The following is a 17441-nucleotide window of genomic DNA, read 5'->3' as shown; positions in this document are numbered from 1 at the left end:
ACACTTATTTTATTAATAAATAGTTTTAGCCATGTGGAAATAGATAAGAAGAAGAAATAGATCAGTTATTTCTTTGAAGTTGCATTAGATAAAATTTATATAATGTAATATAAATTTAAGTGTATTTTTAAAATGTATTTAAAGAAAAGAGATGGCTATAAATTGAGGTTTATAAGAAAAGATGTATTTAATTTGACAATTCCTATATTTACAGAACAATTATTTGTTATGTCTCTAGGTATGGTTAATACAATGATGGCAGGGCACATAAGTAAGGAAGCTGTATCTGCTATTGGAATGGTAGATTCAATAAATAATATATTTATTGCATTTTTTTCTGCTTTAGCTGTAGGGGGAACTGTTGTAGTTGCTCAGTTTATAGGACAGAAAAATACTAAATTGGCCAATGAATCTGTAAAACAGGTTTTATATTCTGGATTATTAATAGCTGTTTGCATAACATTTATTACCTGGATATTTCATAATTCACTTATATCACTTCTCTTTGGTTCAGCGGATAAAACTGTAATAAATGATACTTATATTTATCTTGGAATAACACTATTAACTTATCCATTAATAGCTATAGATTTGATTTGTAATGGAATTTTAAGAGGTGCTGGAGATACTAAAACTCCAATGAAAATTAGTATCTTTATGAATATTATAAATGTAATTTTAGGGTATATTCTTATATATGGGATAAATATTGATGATGGTATTATTAATATACATACCCCAAGTTTTGGGATAAAAGGGGCTGCACTTGCTATTGCCACTGCAAGAATAATTGGAGCTATAATAGTATTAATAGTTTTACTGAGAGGAACTAAGATAATAAAATTAACTAAGTTAAAGGCATTCAGGTTTAATAAAGAATTATTAAGGCCTATTTTTGGTATAGGAATTCCTGCAAGTATAGAGTCACTACTTTTTAACTGTGGTAAATTAATCACTCAAATATATATTGTGGACATAGGAACAGTGACTATAGCCTCAAATGCAATAAGTGTTTCTATAACTAATATGCTCAATATACCAGGTAATGCCCTAAGTATAGCGGCCACTGCTTTAGTAGGTCAGTATATGGGTAGGAGAAGGAGTGAAGAGGCTGGAAAATGTTTAGCATATATAACAAAAATTTCTACTCTTGCATTAATGGCAGTAGGATTTGTATCCATACCTTTTGCTAGAGGAGTTTCATCACTATACACTCAGAATCTTGATATTATAAATTTAACTACAAGAGTATTAATAATAAATGGACTAGGTATGTCGATTTGGGCCATTAGTTTTGTTTTACCTGCTGGACTTAAAGGCGCAGGAGATGCCAAGTATACTATGATTACATCAATTATAGGTATGTGGGTATTTAGAATAACACTTGGATATGTGCTGGGAATACCTTTAGGATTAGGTCTAATAGGAGTTTGGCTTGGAATGTACATAGATTGGCTTGTGAGAGGAATTTTATATATAATTAGATTTAGAAAGGGAGCATGGAAAAATATTGTAGTGATAAAGACAAATAAAAATATTTCCAAAAATCAAACTACCTAAAAATCTGATTTTACAAAATATATAGTTTAATTATAGTTAACCTTAAAATATCATAACTAATATGATTAAAAATGTAGAAACTAAATAGTATAAAAAATTATAGAAATTTTATTTTAAAGTGCAAAACTAAAACATATGATTATACTATAAAGATTATTATATTTATAAGACTTAGGCATCTTCAAATAAATAACTAGTCAGTATACTAGTCTATTTTGACTTGTTATTTATTTTCACATGCCTTAATAATTTATGGGGAGTTTTATTATATGGCACGTTTAAATATTTCTATTTCTGAGGTTCTAACTTTAATTGAAAAAAATGCAGACTATGATAAGAAGAGAGTGAGAAAACTTCAAGTTATCAATGATAATCAAATTGAAATAACTGTTGGTATAAGTAGTTTTTTGCCAGGAATAAAGGTGATTCTCATATATAATAAGTATGAAAATGGAAAACTGTATTTCACCTTAAATTCAAATGATACTATTATAAATATGTTCATGGGATTCATTAATAAAACCGACAGTGAAAATTTTGTTTATGTGCATAATAAAAGGGTAATAGTAGAGATAAATAAATTACTTATAGATAAGTTCTCTGGGGTTAAAATTTTAGATTTAAATATAAATGGAGAACAAATATATGCTGATTTAGAAATCAATTGATAAGAGTATAAGTTTTATCTAAAATTATACTCTACTAAGTTAGAAAATCAGTGGAGTGGATTATTACCCACTGATTTTTAAATTAATCGAAAAGAGGTGAAATTTAGTGGGGGTTTTGTAATTATAATACATACCTTCACTAAATATAATATATGAGTGTAGAGCTAAAAAAAGAAAGAATAAATATGGCTATGAAAAGAGAAAAGGCCGATTTAGTTATAAAAAATGCAAATATAGTTAATGTATTTACGAAGGAAATAATTAAGGGAGACATAGCAATTTGTAAAGATCAAATTGTAGGAATAGGAGATTATTCAGGAGTTACTGAAATAGATGTAAATGGAAAATATGTTTGTCCAGGTTTAATAGATAGTCATATGCATATAGAATCAACTATGGTTATTCCACCAGAGTTTGCTAAAGCTATAATACCTCATGGAACAACAACACTTATAGCAGATCCCCATGAAATAGCTAATGTTTGTGGAATTAACGGAATAAATTTTATGCTTAATCAGTCTAAGGAGTTACCACTAAATATTTACTATATGATGCCTTCTAGTGTGCCGAGTACTCCTTTCGAAAACAATGGAGCCGATTTAACAGCAGAACTAATTGAACCATTTTTATCAAATGATAGGATTCTTGGGCTTGGTGAGGTAATGGATTATCCCTCTGTTATTAATGGAAATGAAAAAATGTTAAAGAAGATTGACTTATTTGACAATAAAATCATTGATGGACATTCACCAAATCTTAAAGGAGATGCACTAAACGCTTATAAAACAGCAGGGATTATGACAGATCACGAATGTTCTACTATAGAAGAAGCACTGGAACGTTTGAGACTTGGAATGTATATTCAAATAAGAGAAGGTTCAGGAGCAAGAAATTTAAAAAGTTTAGTTCAGGGTCTTATTAAAAATCATATGGGATTTGATAGATGCGTTTTCTGTACTGATGATAAGCATTTAGATGATATAAGACACAATGGTCATATAAGTTATAATATTAAAAAGGCAATAAAGTACGGGGTAAGTGCAATTGATGCTATATGCATGGCTACAATAAATGCAGCCCAGTGTTATAAATTAAAGAGACTAGGTGCTGTGGCTCCAGGGTATTCAGCAGATATGATAATACTAGATGACTTGGATAATTTTGATGTTGATAAAGTACTTTATAGAGGAAAGATAGTGTATGAAGACAAGAAAATATGTACTAAAATTATTTCAAATATAGATGATAATAATGTATTTAATACAGTTAGAGTAAAGGATATAGGAACTGAAGACTTAAAAATAAAACTTAATAGTGATGTTACCACAGTAATAAAGCTTATGCCAAATGAACTTATTACAAGAAAAGAAAGTAAAAAAGTAAAGACTTCAAAAGGTAATTTTGTAGCAGATGAAACTTTTTCAAAGGCTGCAGTAATAGAAAGACATAAGGCTACTGGTAATATAGGACTTGGTATAGTAAGTAATTTTAATATTAAAAATGGAGCTATTGCAAGTACTGTAGCTCATGATTCACATAATCTAATTGTAATAGGTGACAATGATGAGGATATGATAATAGCTATTGAAGAACTTAAAAGGGAAAACGGAGGTTATACTGTTGTAAGTAAGGGTCAGGTTAAAGGAACATTACCACTTCCTATAGCCGGTTTAATGAGTGATAGAAACGCAGAATATGTAGAAACAACTTTAAATAATATGATTCAGGAAGCTTTAAAGCTTGGAATTAATAGGAATATAGATCCATTTATAACCTTATCATTTTTAGCACTGCCTGTAATTCCTGAAATTAGAATTACAGATCAAGGACTCTTTGATGTGACTCAGTTTAAATTTATTTAAAATAGTGTTGAAAAATACAACATTAATACTTAAAATAGTATTGATATTGTGATTTATATGAATTGTCTATGAACTATTCATTGGATAAATGGTGTTAACCAAAGTATAAAAATTAAAAAACGTGAGTTTAAATAAATTAAATGAGGTGTAAAAATGAATAGTATCGGAGGAAGTGGCTGCGAATTAGTAATACCATTATGTGAAAGAAAGCCACTGCAGGAAATAGAGCGTAGTATTGTCAAAAAGTACAGAAAATATTTATGGACAAAATTTATTAGGGCAATTAAAGATTTTAAATTAGTAGAAGAGGGAGACAAAATTGCAGTGGCCGTTTCAGGTGGTAAGGATAGTTTACTTATGGCTAAGATGTTTCAGCAATTAAAATATCATCCTCAAATAAATTTCGAATTGGAATTTATTGCTATGGATCCTGGATTTCATAAAAGCAATAAAGATTTATTACTTAATAACTGCGAATATTTAAATATTCCTGTACATCTTTTTGAATCTGGTATCTTTGAAGTGGTAGAGAATATAGCTAAAGAGTATCCTTGTTATATGTGTGCAAGAATGCGTAGAGGGGCGCTTTATACTAAAGCAAAAGAGCTTGGATGTAATAAACTGGCACTAGGGCATCACTTTAATGATGTTATAGAGACTACTATGTTAAATGTATTGTATTCTGGAAATTTTAAGACTATGAAGCCAAAGCTAAAATCTAAGAATTTTGAGGGCTTGGAATTAATTAGACCGCTGTACTATGTTGAAGAAAATGATATTAAGAAGTTTGTACGTAATAATGGGTTATCAACTATGAACTGTGGATGTATAGTAGCAGCACAAAAAACCTCTAGTAAGAGAAAAGAAATTAAAGATTTAATAAGTGAATTGAAAAAGAATTTTAACGATGTAGATAAATCAATTTTTCAATCTGCACAAAATGTAAACTTGGATTCTATTGTAGGATGGGAAAAAGGTGGAGAAAAATATTCATTTTTAGATATATATGATGAAGAATAAGAAAAATAATTGATAAGGTTATTTTAAGGATTAGATGTTAATAGACGTAAATTTATATAAAATAAGTAACTAATAGATAGTTATAAACTCAACTTTCGCACATGAATTTTTTCGGCGATAGCCTGTGATTTCAGTATTTAGAAGCAAAAAAATGAAGAACATTCCCTTATAATGATTGATCTAATAAAACAAGCGACAGCTTATGCTATACCTGGAATCTATGTTTTATTTGATAGTTGGTTTACTTATCCAAAAACTTTAATAAGAATTTTAGAACTTAAATTTCACACAATAGCTATGGTTAAAGCTATGCCAAAAGTTTTTTATACTTATGAAAATAGAAAATTGAATCTAAAATCCTTATATGCTACGCTAAAGAAAAAACGTGGAAAAGCTAAAGTTAAAGCATCTATAATTGTTGAAATAGGTGAAGACTCGCAGCAGGCTACGCCTATAAAGGCAAAAATAGTTTTTGTTAAAGATAAAAATAAATCAAAAAACTGGTTAGCACTAATTTCAACAGATATTTCATTAAGTGATGAAGAAATTATAAGAATATACGGAAAACGTTGGGAATCGAAGTTTTCTTCAAAATGAATAAATCTTTTTTTAATCTTGCAAAACAATTTCAAGGACGTTCTTATGAATCAATGGTTGCACATACTACTATTGTATTTACTCGATATATTACGCTATCTACACAAAGTCGCAACAATGAAGATTTACGTACTATAGGTGGCTTATTTTTTAATTGTTGTGATGAACTTGAAGATATACAATTTTTTGAATCTATTATAATTATTTTAGAATTACTTAAAAACGCATTACAAGAAAAACTTTCTTTGACCAAAGAACAAATTAACTTGTTTTTGGACTATTTTATATCAACATTACCTGCTTTTATAAAGGAAAAGCTAGTGTTTTTGTCATACGAAAGTTGAGTTATAAATAAAAAAAAGTTCTTCTTATTGCTACAAATAAAATGAGAGGAACTTTTTTTATTTAAAATATTTTAAATTCTTTATATTGAAAAAATAATTTTAATTTGTCTAATATTGTTTTATAATAAATTCCTTCAATTTCGAATATCTAAATAATATATCTAAATATACATTATTAGCAATATATATTCCTTATTATTACAATTTTATAAGAAATACTTATAATTTTACAAGATACAACATCATAAAATCTTATAAAACAATAAATACTTTACTAATAAATATATTTTTGACATATATTTTATTTTATTATAACATGGTATAATAATTTAAAGGATATTATTAGGAGCAAGTTTATATGTTAAGGTTTATAAAAGTATTACTTTAAATATAAAATTTACACAATAATATTATTGTTTTACACATGATATATTATAAATTTCTATGAAAAACAATGAATTTACTAAATAGATATGTTTTTGACATATATTTTATTTTTTATTATAAAATGATATAATGATTCCAAAGATATTTTGGAAGGATGTGCTATATGTTAAAATTATCAGCATTGGAGTTTTTCTTTAGAACTATTCCAGAGTCGTTTTTGATAGTAGTCATTGCTTATTTATTTGCTAATAAAAAGATATGTAAAAGTAGATTTATCATAGCTAGTTTAATTATAGCTCTTATAACATATGGAGTAAGATTATTGCCCATTAGTTTTGGAGTGAATACTATAATTAACATGATGATTTTTATAGTAATAGCTTTATATATTATTAAAATACCGATTAACGTAAGTATTTTTTCAATATTTATATCTGTAATTTTAATTTCTTTATGTGAATGGTTGAATGCTATCTTACTAATTAATGTATTTAAGATAGATGAGTTTAATAGTTCTTATTTAAAATTTATATGTAATTTACCATCTTTGATTATGTTTGCAATTATGGTTTATATAATTTATATAATTAGAAATAGAATTTGTAGGAGATTTAAAGATGTTTTTCATTGAAAGGTTATCTAAGAATATTGTGGCTAATATATACAATACTTCAGAGATGGACAAAGATGAAAGAGAGATAATAGAATATGGAGCATTAATTTTAATATTAAAATTAATTGGTGTGTTAATGGTAGTAATATTTTCACTAATATTTGGTGTACTTTTAGAAGCTTTGGTTTTCTATTTTACTACTTGTACTTTAAGAAAGTACTCAGGTGGGGTACATTCAGATTCTCCAACTAGATGTATAGCAATTGGAACTCTTAGTGCTATTATTTGTCCTATTTTTATAAATGAAGTTTACATATATTCACGGTTTAGTTTAGTTATTTTTATCACATTAACGAGTCTTTTATTCTGCTATTATACTATATTTAAGTTAGCACCTGTAGATAGCCCAGCTAAGCCTATATTAAGTATGGAATTCAGAAAAGAACTAAAATGGAAATCTGTATTAACTATGTCAATTATGTCAATTATGTCAATTGTGTTAATAGCTTTATATATTAATTATAAATATTTAATTTTATTAAAATTATCACAGTGCATATGCCTTGCTTTGTTGTGGCAGTGTTTTACTCTTACTACTGCAGGTCATATTATTATGAGCAAAGTCGATAGTATCTTAAAATATATTATAAGGGAGTGAAAACTATGAAAAATAAATTGAAAAGAACTGTAAAAGATGTATCTAAGTCTTTATTTAAACGTGTGGCTTTTTCTACTTCAGCTTCAGCTTGTTATAATAGTTTTTATCAACCAAAAGAACCAAAATGTTTACAAAAGAAATAATATAAGGACCGTAAGGTCCTTATATTATTCATTTTACAAATAGGTGTGTGAAGGATATGAAACAAATTCAGCAACAAAATGGTGAAAAGAAAATAAATGAGATGATTTCTATTGTAAAATTAGTATCATTATTTTTTTGTGTGATTGTTATATATGAAAAGGTATTCCAGAATAATTTATTTGGAGATACCTATAAAGATTTTTTTAAGGTAAATTCTACGGGATTACTTTTATTTTCAGGTATATTTCTATGGTGGTTATTTTCGCATATGGCATCAAATGTATATAAGGTTAGGTATATTAAATTAATAAGAATGATTGAAAATACTATACTTATTATTATCTATACAGCCTTAATACTTATAACTAACACCTATTCTAACCAAATAAAGTGTCTTTTTCTACTTGTAATCATATCAGCTACACTTCAACTTGGAAAGAAAATGGGTCTCCTTACAGCGTTTATTTCATCTGTAATAATCTTAATAATTGATTTTACTTATGTATCAAATGGAGATATAAATTATTATTTCCAAAATGATTTAATTATAGTTGGAGTTTTTATTTTAACGGCATGGCCATTAGGATATTATAAGGAAATAGAAGATAAAAGAATTGAAAATAAGGATGTGCAATTAAAGTTTTTAAGTAGTGAATTGGAAAAGAAGGATAAGCAAAGAAGCCTTATTGAAGAAGGGTTAATAAAAAATAAATCCTGTTATAATTTACTTATTGAAAACTGCTATGAGGCTATTTTAGTACATCGTAATAATAAATTGATATTTGTAAATGAAAGTGCAGCAAAGCTTTTAGATTTTAATAGTCCTTCGGAACTTATTGGTAAATCTATTATGTCTCTCTTACCTATGGAGGAGAGGAGTAATCTTAAAGATGGATTTTGTAAAATATATAGAGAACAATTACCTAAGTTTGTATTTGAAGAAAAACTATTAAATAATAATAATAATATCATAAATATTGAAAACACCTCTTCTTTTTTTATATATGAGGGAAAACCTACTATACTCAGTATTTTAAGGAATATAACTTCTGAAAAAGAAGTAGAAGAATTACAAAAAGATGTAGAGAAAAATACAAAACTCTTGAAAGAATCTAGAGAATTTAATACTATGATTACAGAGTTTTTTATAAATATATCTCATGAATTAAAAACACCACTTAATCTTATTTTTTCTGCATTGCAGATGATAAAATTGTATAATAATAAAGAGAAACAGTGCGGAAATGTAATAAAGAGAAATTATTATGTGGATATTATGAGGATAAATAGTTATAGATTATTGAAACTTATAAATAATTTATTAGATTTAACTAAATCTGATAGTGGATTTTTAAAGCTTCAATTAGAAAATTCCAATATTGTAGCCATGATAGAAGATATAACTTTATCTATATCAGATTATGTAGAAAGTAAGGGAATAAATCTTATTTTTGATACTAATGTAGAAGAAAAGGTAATGGCTGTTGATGGGGATAAAATTGAGAGAATCATGTTAAATTTGCTTTCTAATGCAGTGAAATTTACAAATTCAGGTGGAGAAATATTAGTTAATGTAGTAGATGAAGACGACAAAGTTTATATTTCTGTTAAAGATACGGGAATTGGAATACCAGATGATAAGAAAAAGTTGATTTTTGAAAGGTTTGGACAAGTTGATAAGACACTTAGTAGAAATAGAGAGGGCACTGGACTGGGTTTGTCTCTTGTAAAATCCTTTGTAGAACTTCATGGTGGAACTATTCATATTGAGAGTCAAGTTGGCGTAGGAAGTAATTTTATTGTAGAATTACCAGTTAAACATGTAGAAAAAAATGCTGAAAATAAAGCTTTTTATGAAACTGATACTGAAAGAATAAATATTGAGTTTTCAGATATATATTCCTAATTTATAGTAGATTTGCATTGACATAATTAGTGTTAAGATTAAGTGAATCTTTAGCTTTATTTATCAATGATATCATTATGTAGGAGGAGTTTATAATAGACATCTTCACTATAATGAATAGGAATTTTGTAAAAGATTATGATTAGTATTTTGAGAGCAGGTAGAAAATATGGAAGGGATAATTTTAGCTTTAAAAATTTTAATAATTATATTATTTATAGTTATAGCTTTAATACTTATGTTATTAGTAAGTCCATATACCTATGTTTTTAAGGGAGATATTAAGGAAAATATTAATGTAAAGTTTCAAATTAAGTGGTTGCTTGGAATACTTAGATTTACATGTTTGAAGACATCAGATAATTTTGAGATGAAAGTTTATTTTATTATATTTTGTATCTATTCCAATTTAAAAAAGCATAAGAAAGTAAAAAAAAATATAGGCACAAAGACTGTATTTAATAAAATGAATTTTAGTAAGGTCTTAAATTTAAATTCTGTAGAAACCTTAATTGAATATTTTAAATATATACTTTTAATAGTAAAACCTAATAAGGTTAAAATTAAAGGCATATATGGATTAGAAGATCCTTGTAATACAGGGGTTATAAGTGCTATAATTTCAATGATTAAATCAAGATTTTTATCAGCTGAAATAGACATGAATCCTATCTTTAATGAAGTTATTTTAGAAATTTTTATTGATATTAAGGGAAAATTTAATCTTTTATTAATAGGATTTAGAACTATAAAATTGTTATTAAATAAAGACTTAAGGCATATGAAAATAAATAGTAAGTCAAGGATGCGACGAATATTTTGAATATGACTAAGAAATATAATATTAAAAAAGCTTAAATAATAGTTATAATTTAAAGTATTGTGGGGAGGGTATAAGATGGAGAATCAAACTTCGTTAAAAGAAAATCTAGATACTTTGTTTACTAATCTTGAAAAATTTTTAAAGACAGAAACAGTGGTAGGTGAACCAATAGTAGTAGGTGAAACTACGTTAATACCTATAATAAGTCTTTCATTTGGATGTGGAACCGGTGGAGGAAATGATGGGACTAAAAGCCAATCTAAAAGTGGAACTGGTCTTGGTGCCGCAGCTAAGGTTACTCCAAATGCAGTAATATCAATTACAGGAGATAAGGTTACACTTTTACCTATAACAGGTAAAAGTAATTTAGACAGCATACTTAATATGGTACCAGAAATAGTTTCAAAATTTAAATTTAAAAAATCAAGTAAGAATCAAACAGAGTCTAAGGATACACCGAAAGAAGAAAAATAATATACTGTAAATAAATATATTATATTAAAGGGTAATTATTTATAAGGCATATGAAAATAAATAGTAAGTCAAAGATGCGACGGATATTTTGAAGTCTACAAGGAAACAGGTTCTGAGGATAGTGAGCTATCTGAGGGTTCTGTTGACGTAGTAGGATTCAAAATAGACCAGCATACTGACTAGTTATTTATTTGAATGTGCCTAATGCTAAAAATAAGTTCTAAAAATCTTGAATAATAATGATTCTTTTGATATAATTGATGAAAACTAATTATGAAATTAGCCATAAAGACCGTGATGGGGAAGAGTACATAAGTATTTTATTCAAAGAGAGTTGATGTAAGGTGAAAGTTCAACAATAGATCTTATGGAATGCAGCCTCGGAGTTTCCTATTGAGAAATTGGAATTGGTAAGGTATCAAAAAGAAATAGCAAGTTAAAGATACCATAACCAATTACTATAATAGATAAAGACGTGTCCTCGCGTTACTGGGGAAAGAATTTATTTTCTGCTAAAGAGAAAGTCTAAGAAGACTTTAATTAGGGTGGTACCGCGAATACTCCTTCGTCCCTCACATGGGATGAAGGAGTATTTCTATATATAAATATAATTTTTACTAAGGGGAGAAATTTTATGGAAGAGATTCTTGAGATTCTTGAAAAAAACAGTAAGTATACTGCAGAAGAAATAGCTCAAATGACTGGAAAAACTATAGATGAGGTTACAAAAGCTATCAAAAAATATGAGGAAGATAATGTTATTGTAGGGTATCCTGCACTGGTTAACTGGGAAAAGACAAGTAAAGAGGAAGTATTAGCATTAATAGAGGTTAGAATAACACCACAAAGAGGCGAGGGCTTTGACAAAGTTGCTGAGAGAATATATAAGTTTCCAGAAGTTAAGTCTTGTTATTTGATGTCTGGAGGCTTTGACTTAACAGTTATAATAGAAGGTAAAACCATGAAAGAAGTGGCTTTATTTGTAGCAGAAAAATTAGCTGTTCAGGAATATGTTCTGAGTACTTCTACTCATTTTGTACTTAAGAAATATAAGGATAAAGGAACTATTTTTAGAGATAGACCAAAGGATGACAGGGAGGGCTTATTTATATGATGCTTAAAGACATGATACTGGATAATGTAAGAAATATGCCACCCTCAGGCATAAGAAAGTATTTTGATATGGTGAATGATATGGATGATGCTATATCTCTTGGAATAGGAGAACCTGATTTTGTTACTCCTTGGAATGTAGTTGAATCCGGAATATATTCATTAGAGCAAGGTCATACTCATTATTCTTCAAATGCTGGTTTCATGGAATTGCGTAGGGGAATAGCTAATTCTTTAAAACGTAAATATGAATTAGATTATAATCCAGACAATGAAATTATTGTAACCGTTGGAGGAAGTGAAGGTATTGATATAGCATTAAGAGCATTAGTAGGTCCAGGAGATGAAGTTATAATACCAGAACCAAGTTTTGTTGCTTATAAAGGATGTACGGCCTTTACAGGGGCAACTCCTAAGATATTAAATCTTAGGGCTTGTGATGAATTTAAATTGACTGCACAGCTTCTAGAGGAAGCTATAACACCAAGAACAAAAGTTGTAATAGTACCTTTTCCTAACAATCCTACTGGGGCTACAATGACAAGAGATGAGCTGAGGGCTATTGTAGAAGTACTAAAGGATAAAGATATAATAGTTATATCTGATGAGATATATTCAGAGCTAACCTATGAAAAAACACATGTATCTATAGCAAGTTTTCCAGAAATAAGAGATAAAACTATAGTAATAAATGGTTTCTCAAAGGCCTATGCAATGACAGGCTGGAGACTAGGGTATGTCTGTGGAAATAAAATTTTAGTAGGAGCTATGAAGAAAATTCATCAATATGCTATAATGTGCTCTCCTACTACTGCGCAATATGCTGCTATTGAAGCTCTAAAAAATGGAGAAGACTCTGTTAAGGAAATGATTGGAGAATATAACAGAAGAAGACGTGTAATGGTAAGTAGTTTTAAAAAGATGGGACTAGAATGTTTTGAACCATTAGGTGCATTTTATGTGTTTCCGTCTATACAATCTACAGGAATGACATCAGATAAATTCTGTGAAGAACTTTTACAAAAAGAAAAGGTATTGGTTATACCAGGAAATGCTTTTGGAGAATGTGGTGAGGGCTTTATTAGAGCGTGTTACGCTTCATCCATGGATAATATATTAGAAGCTATGAAGAGAATAGAGAGATTCATAAAGTCAATAAAGTAAATAATATAAGAAAAGGGCGAAATACCCCCTTTTCTTATATTATTTATTTGTTTTTATCTATAATTTTACCTTTAAATATATGTTTCTCTTTAATATCTAGATTAAAATTCTTTTCATATTTTTTTATAGTAGATAAATCATTCTTGCTTATAATTGAAATAGTAGTACCTGAGGTATTCATTCGTCCTGTTCTACCAACTCTGTGAAGATATTCTTTTGGATCTTCAGGTAAATCTAAGTTAAATATGTGAGTTATATCTTTAATATCTAGTCCTCTAGCTGCAATATCAGAAGCTACTAAAAATTTAATTTTGCCACTTCTAAAGTCTTCTAGGGCTCTTTTTCTCTCTTCTTTTTTAGCATTTCCATATAAACCATAACAGCTTATATTATGATATTGAAGTTTTGATACTATAAAGTCTATTTCTACTGATTTATTTATAAATATAATAGATTTTGAAGGTTCTTCAGAAGCTATTATTTTTCTAAGCAGTTCAAATTTATCTCTTTGTTCTGATAAAAAATACATATGGTTAACGTGAGTATTAAGTATTTCGTTTTCTATCTTTATAATTGAAGGTTCTTTCATTAATAGTGAAGCAGAGTTTAATGTGCTATCACTTACACTTGCAGAAAATGCCATAAGCTGTCTATCTCTCATAGTAGTCTTTATAATATCTTTTACTTTAGATATGTTATTTTTATCTAATAATTTATCACATTCATCAATAATAATAGTTTTAATAGTATGAGCCGTTATTTTTCGCTTTTTAATGAGTTCAAAAATACGTCCTGTGGATCCTACTATTATATGTGGTTTTTTCTTTAGCTTTTCAATTTGTCGTGACATATTAACATCGCCTATTATTGTACAAGAAGTTATAGTGTTATCACAGTTTTCTGATAACAGTTCTATCTCTCTATCTATTTGCATTACTAATTCATGGGTAGGTGCTAAGATAATGCATTGCATTTCCTTTTTACTTGAATCTATTTTTTGAAATACGGGAAGCAAGTAAGCGAGAGTCTTTCCAGTACCTGTTTGAGATTGTGCTATTATATCCTTATTTTCAAGGGCCAAAGGGATAACCTTAGTTTGTATATCAGTAGGGATATTTATATCCTGTTTTTGGAGGCTGTTTATTAAGTCTATATTTAATCCTAATTCCTCAAATGAAGTAGTCATTTTTTTCTCCTTAAAATCATATTTTATATCTTTAATTTGTCTAAAAACTCTAATAATTGTATACTTTGTATATGTTTTTGTCAATTTTCCCGGGAAATTTAGATGAAGTTGGAAATCTTGACAATTGACAAAGGAATATATAAAATTATTTTAATAAGTAAGTATTAATTTATAATGTTTTATTGATTTTTATTATGTGGTGAGGAGAATAAATATGAGTATTGATTCTAAGCTAGATATTTTAAAGAGTAATATAAAAAAACTTAAGAGTGTGGCAGTAGCTTATTCCGGTGGAGTTGATAGTACTTTTTTGTTAAAGGTTGCAAAAGAGGTTCTTGGAGATAAAGTTATTGCAGTAACAGCTAAGTCTTCAACTTATCCTGAAAGAGAATTTAACGAAGCAAAAAAATTTACTGAAGAAATAGGAGTAAAGCATATTGTAATAGTTTCAGAAGAACTTGACATTGAAGGATTTTCAAAAAATCCTACTAATAGATGTTATTATTGTAAAAGAGAACTATTTACAAAGATAGGTGAAATTGCAAAAGAAAATAATTTGGATGAAGTTTTAGATGGATCAAATTTGGATGATACAAGAGATTATAGACCTGGCATGGAAGCTGCTAAGGAGCTTCAGGTAATTAGCCCATTAAAAGAAGCAAAATTATCTAAAAAGGATATAAGAGAATTATCAAAGGTTATGGGACTAAAGACTTGGAATAAACCTTCTTTTGCATGCTTATCTTCAAGAGTACCTTATGGAAGTGAGATAACCATTAATAAATTAAAAATGATAGAGGATTCAGAGCAATTTTTACTAGATTTAGGATTCCGTCAAGTCAGAGTTAGACATCATGGTGATATTGCTAGAATAGAGATTTCTCCGGAGGAAAGAGAAAAGTTCTTTGATTTAGGATTAATGGACAAGGTTGCTGACAAATTAAAAAAGATTGGATTTAAATATGTAACTTTAGATTTATTTGGATATAGAACTGGAAGTATGAATGAAGTTCTTACAAAACAACAAAAACAAGTATAAATAACAAATAAATTATTGAAATATTGGCAATAATGATTTATAGTATAATGAGTATTTTAATCAGTAAAAGTTAATAAATACGGACCAGCATTAAAGCTGGTCCGTATTTATTAGAGAAAAATATATAAGACGCTCCAAAGTAAATAGCAAGTTAAAGATGTGATGTATACTAACTAGTTATTTATTTAAATATATCTAAAATAAATATAGTAAGAGGTAAGTAATAATGGCAAATTTTAATGGATTTAACATAGATAATGAGATTATATTATGTTTAGATAAGCTTGGATATAAAAATCCTACAGAAGTTCAAGAAAAAGTAATACCCTTAGTTTTGAAGAATAAAGATATAATAGTAAAGTCTCAAACAGGTAGTGGAAAGACTGCTGCTTTTGCCATACCTATATGTGAAAAGGTAGAGATAGAAAATAGCTATCCTCAGGCATTGATACTTACACCAACTAGGGAATTATGCGTTCAAATCAAGGAAGATATATCCAATATAGGAAGATTTAAAAAAGTTAGATGTGCAGCTGTTTTTGGCAAGCAGATTTTTTCATCTCAAGTTAAGGAATTAAAACAAAGAGTTCATGTGGTAGTGGGTACTCCTGGAAGGACGATGGATCACATTGAGAGAGGAACAATAGACTTAAGTAGGATAAAGTATTTGGTTATTGATGAAGCCGATGAGATGCTTAATATGGGATTTATAGATCAAGTTAAAGATATAATCAATAAATTACCAAAGAATAAAATGACCATGTTATTTTCAGCTACTATGTCAGAAAATATACAATTACTTTGCAATAAGTACATGAGGGAACCAGAAGTAATAAATATAAAATCTAAAAAGGCAATAACTGAAAAAATAGAAGACTACTATTATTATGTTGAGGGAAGAGAAAAGCTTGATTTGCTGGAAAAGGTAATATATAGTGAAAATCCTGATAGTTGTATAATATTTTGTAGTACGAGAAACACTGTAGAAAATCTATTCTCGCAGTTAAAGGAAAAGGGATTTCCTTGCGGGTTAATTCATGGTGGAATGCTTCAACAGGATAGACTAAATGTAATGGAAGATTTTAAAAGAGGGAAATTCACCTTTTTAGTTGCTACAGATATAGCAGCTAGAGGAATTGATATAGATAATATTACTCATGTTATAAGTTATGATATACCCTTTGAAAAGGAAAGCTATGTTCATCGTATAGGAAGAACAGGACGTGCAGAAAACACGGGAAAGGCTATAAGTTTTGCAACACCTAATCAAGCCAGGTTTTTGAGTGAAATTGAAGAATATATTGGCAGAACCATAGAACAAGGGGTTTTACCTGAGATAAAAGATATAGAAGAAGGTAAAAAACTATTTTATGATAGAATTAAAAATAAACCTAAGTTAAAGAAGAAAAAAAGTTTTGAAATAGATAAGGACATAACAAAGATATATATAAATGCCGGTAAAAAGAAAAAAATAAGAAATTTAGATATAGTTGGTACTATTTCTAATATAAATGGGGTAGAAGCTGCGGACATAGGTATAATAGATATACAAGATAATCTATCTTATATTGATATACTAAATTGCAAAGGTTCTTTAGTACTTGAGGCATTGAAGAAAAAGACTATTAAGGGTAAAAAAATCAGATGTGAAAAAGCACAAAGGTAAATGTAAATAAGTGTAATAGTTATAAAATTTTGATGTATTGGAAGTATAGAACTATTGCATTTCTATATTAGTTATTGCATAATAAAGGTGTATAAAATAGGTTTTAATTAATCTATTTTGAAATCATTATATATTTATAATTATTACAAATCTTAAAATAATATAATTTAAAATTTTACTTAATACTAATACATTTTTGAAGATTTTAGTTATCTCT

17 protein-coding genes and 1 other annotated feature are annotated in these 17441 nt (G+C 28.0%); of the genes, 16 read left to right on the top strand and 1 reads right to left on the bottom strand.

Annotated features, from left to right (window positions below):
- Positions 1 to 132 precede the first annotated feature (132 nt).
- The 14 genes from RH99_RS03675 (at position 133) to RH99_RS03620 (ending at position 13333) form a co-directional block, all read left to right on the top strand.
- Positions 133 to 1560, top strand: coding sequence for an MATE family efflux transporter (locus RH99_RS03675; RefSeq protein ID WP_010234118.1), 1428 nt, complete (start codon positions 133 to 135; stop codon positions 1558 to 1560).
- A 269-nt stretch (positions 1561 to 1829) separates the two neighbouring features.
- Complete coding sequence (locus RH99_RS03670) at positions 1830 to 2228, top strand: hypothetical protein (RefSeq protein ID WP_010234116.1); 399 nt, start codon at positions 1830 to 1832, stop codon at positions 2226 to 2228.
- 152 nt (positions 2229 to 2380) lie between these two features.
- The gene (gene ade, locus RH99_RS03665; RefSeq protein WP_026038389.1) at positions 2381 to 4090 is read left to right on the top strand and encodes an adenine deaminase; all 1710 of its coding nucleotides are present in this window, start codon (positions 2381 to 2383) and stop codon (positions 4088 to 4090) included.
- Positions 4091 to 4243: 153 nt separating this feature from the next.
- A complete protein-coding gene (locus RH99_RS03660) occupies positions 4244 to 5110 on the top strand; it encodes a tRNA 2-thiocytidine biosynthesis TtcA family protein (protein WP_010234112.1) in 867 nt (288 codons plus the stop codon).
- Between the two features lie 171 nt (positions 5111 to 5281).
- Entirely contained in the window at positions 5282 to 5707 is a 426-nt protein-coding gene (locus RH99_RS18235) for a hypothetical protein (RefSeq protein WP_010234110.1), read from the top strand.
- Positions 5704 to 6051 (top strand): hypothetical protein, encoded by a 348-nt coding sequence (locus RH99_RS18230; RefSeq protein ID WP_010234108.1) that lies wholly within the window; start codon positions 5704 to 5706, stop codon positions 6049 to 6051. The genes RH99_RS18235 and RH99_RS18230 overlap by 4 nt, the downstream gene beginning before the upstream one ends.
- A 550-nt stretch (positions 6052 to 6601) precedes the next feature.
- On the top strand, positions 6602 to 7069 hold the full coding sequence (locus RH99_RS03650) for a hypothetical protein (RefSeq protein WP_010234106.1): 468 nt from the start codon (positions 6602 to 6604) through the stop codon (positions 7067 to 7069).
- Positions 7056 to 7709 carry an accessory gene regulator ArgB-like protein gene (locus tag RH99_RS03645; protein ID WP_010234103.1) on the top strand — a complete coding sequence of 218 codons (654 nt, stop codon included), beginning with the start codon at positions 7056 to 7058 and terminating at the stop codon, positions 7707 to 7709. The genes RH99_RS03650 and RH99_RS03645 overlap by 14 nt, the downstream gene beginning before the upstream one ends.
- Positions 7710 to 7714: 5 nt before the next feature.
- A complete protein-coding gene (locus tag RH99_RS18480; protein WP_010234101.1) occupies positions 7715 to 7852 on the top strand; it encodes a cyclic lactone autoinducer peptide in 138 nt (45 codons plus the stop codon).
- Between the two features lie 56 nt (positions 7853 to 7908).
- Entirely contained in the window at positions 7909 to 9759 is a 1851-nt protein-coding gene (locus RH99_RS03640) for a PAS domain-containing sensor histidine kinase (protein ID WP_010234098.1), read from the top strand.
- Between the two features lie 169 nt (positions 9760 to 9928).
- On the top strand, positions 9929 to 10582 hold the full coding sequence (locus tag RH99_RS03635) for a DUF2953 domain-containing protein (RefSeq protein ID WP_010234096.1): 654 nt from the start codon (positions 9929 to 9931) through the stop codon (positions 10580 to 10582).
- Positions 10583 to 10657: 75 nt separating this feature from the next.
- On the top strand, positions 10658 to 11056 hold the full coding sequence (locus RH99_RS03630) for a GerW family sporulation protein (protein ID WP_010234093.1): 399 nt from the start codon (positions 10658 to 10660) through the stop codon (positions 11054 to 11056).
- Between the two features lie 285 nt (positions 11057 to 11341).
- Positions 11342 to 11632, top strand: a binding site (T-box leader).
- Between the two features lie 58 nt (positions 11633 to 11690).
- Positions 11691 to 12170: an Lrp/AsnC family transcriptional regulator gene (locus RH99_RS03625; protein WP_010234091.1), complete on the top strand. Its 480-nt coding sequence runs from the start codon at positions 11691 to 11693 to the stop codon at positions 12168 to 12170.
- A complete protein-coding gene (locus RH99_RS03620) occupies positions 12167 to 13333 on the top strand; it encodes an aminotransferase class I/II-fold pyridoxal phosphate-dependent enzyme (protein WP_010234089.1) in 1167 nt (388 codons plus the stop codon). The genes RH99_RS03625 and RH99_RS03620 overlap by 4 nt, the downstream gene beginning before the upstream one ends.
- Before the next feature lie 43 nt (positions 13334 to 13376).
- Here RH99_RS03620 and RH99_RS03615 read toward each other — a convergent pair whose 3' ends face one another.
- Positions 13377 to 14519, bottom strand: coding sequence for a DEAD/DEAH box helicase (locus RH99_RS03615; protein ID WP_010234087.1), 1143 nt, complete (start codon positions 14517 to 14519; stop codon positions 13377 to 13379).
- A 214-nt stretch (positions 14520 to 14733) separates the two neighbouring features.
- Between RH99_RS03615 and larE the strand changes: the two genes are divergently transcribed.
- Together larE and RH99_RS03605 are read left to right on the top strand one after the other, a co-directional pair.
- Complete coding sequence (gene larE / locus RH99_RS03610) at positions 14734 to 15558, top strand: ATP-dependent sacrificial sulfur transferase LarE (RefSeq protein WP_010234085.1); 825 nt, start codon at positions 14734 to 14736, stop codon at positions 15556 to 15558.
- Between the two features lie 226 nt (positions 15559 to 15784).
- Positions 15785 to 17224 (top strand): DEAD/DEAH box helicase, encoded by a 1440-nt coding sequence (locus RH99_RS03605; RefSeq protein WP_010234083.1) that lies wholly within the window; start codon positions 15785 to 15787, stop codon positions 17222 to 17224.
- Positions 17225 to 17441: the final 217 nt, after the last annotated feature.

The sequence above is a fragment of the Clostridium arbusti SL206 genome (assembly GCF_000246895.1).
GTDB lineage: Bacteria > Bacillota > Clostridia > Clostridiales > Clostridiaceae > Clostridium_I > Clostridium_I arbusti.
Note: the sequence above shows the minus strand (reverse complement) of the source record. Positions and strands in the feature narration are given on the sequence as shown.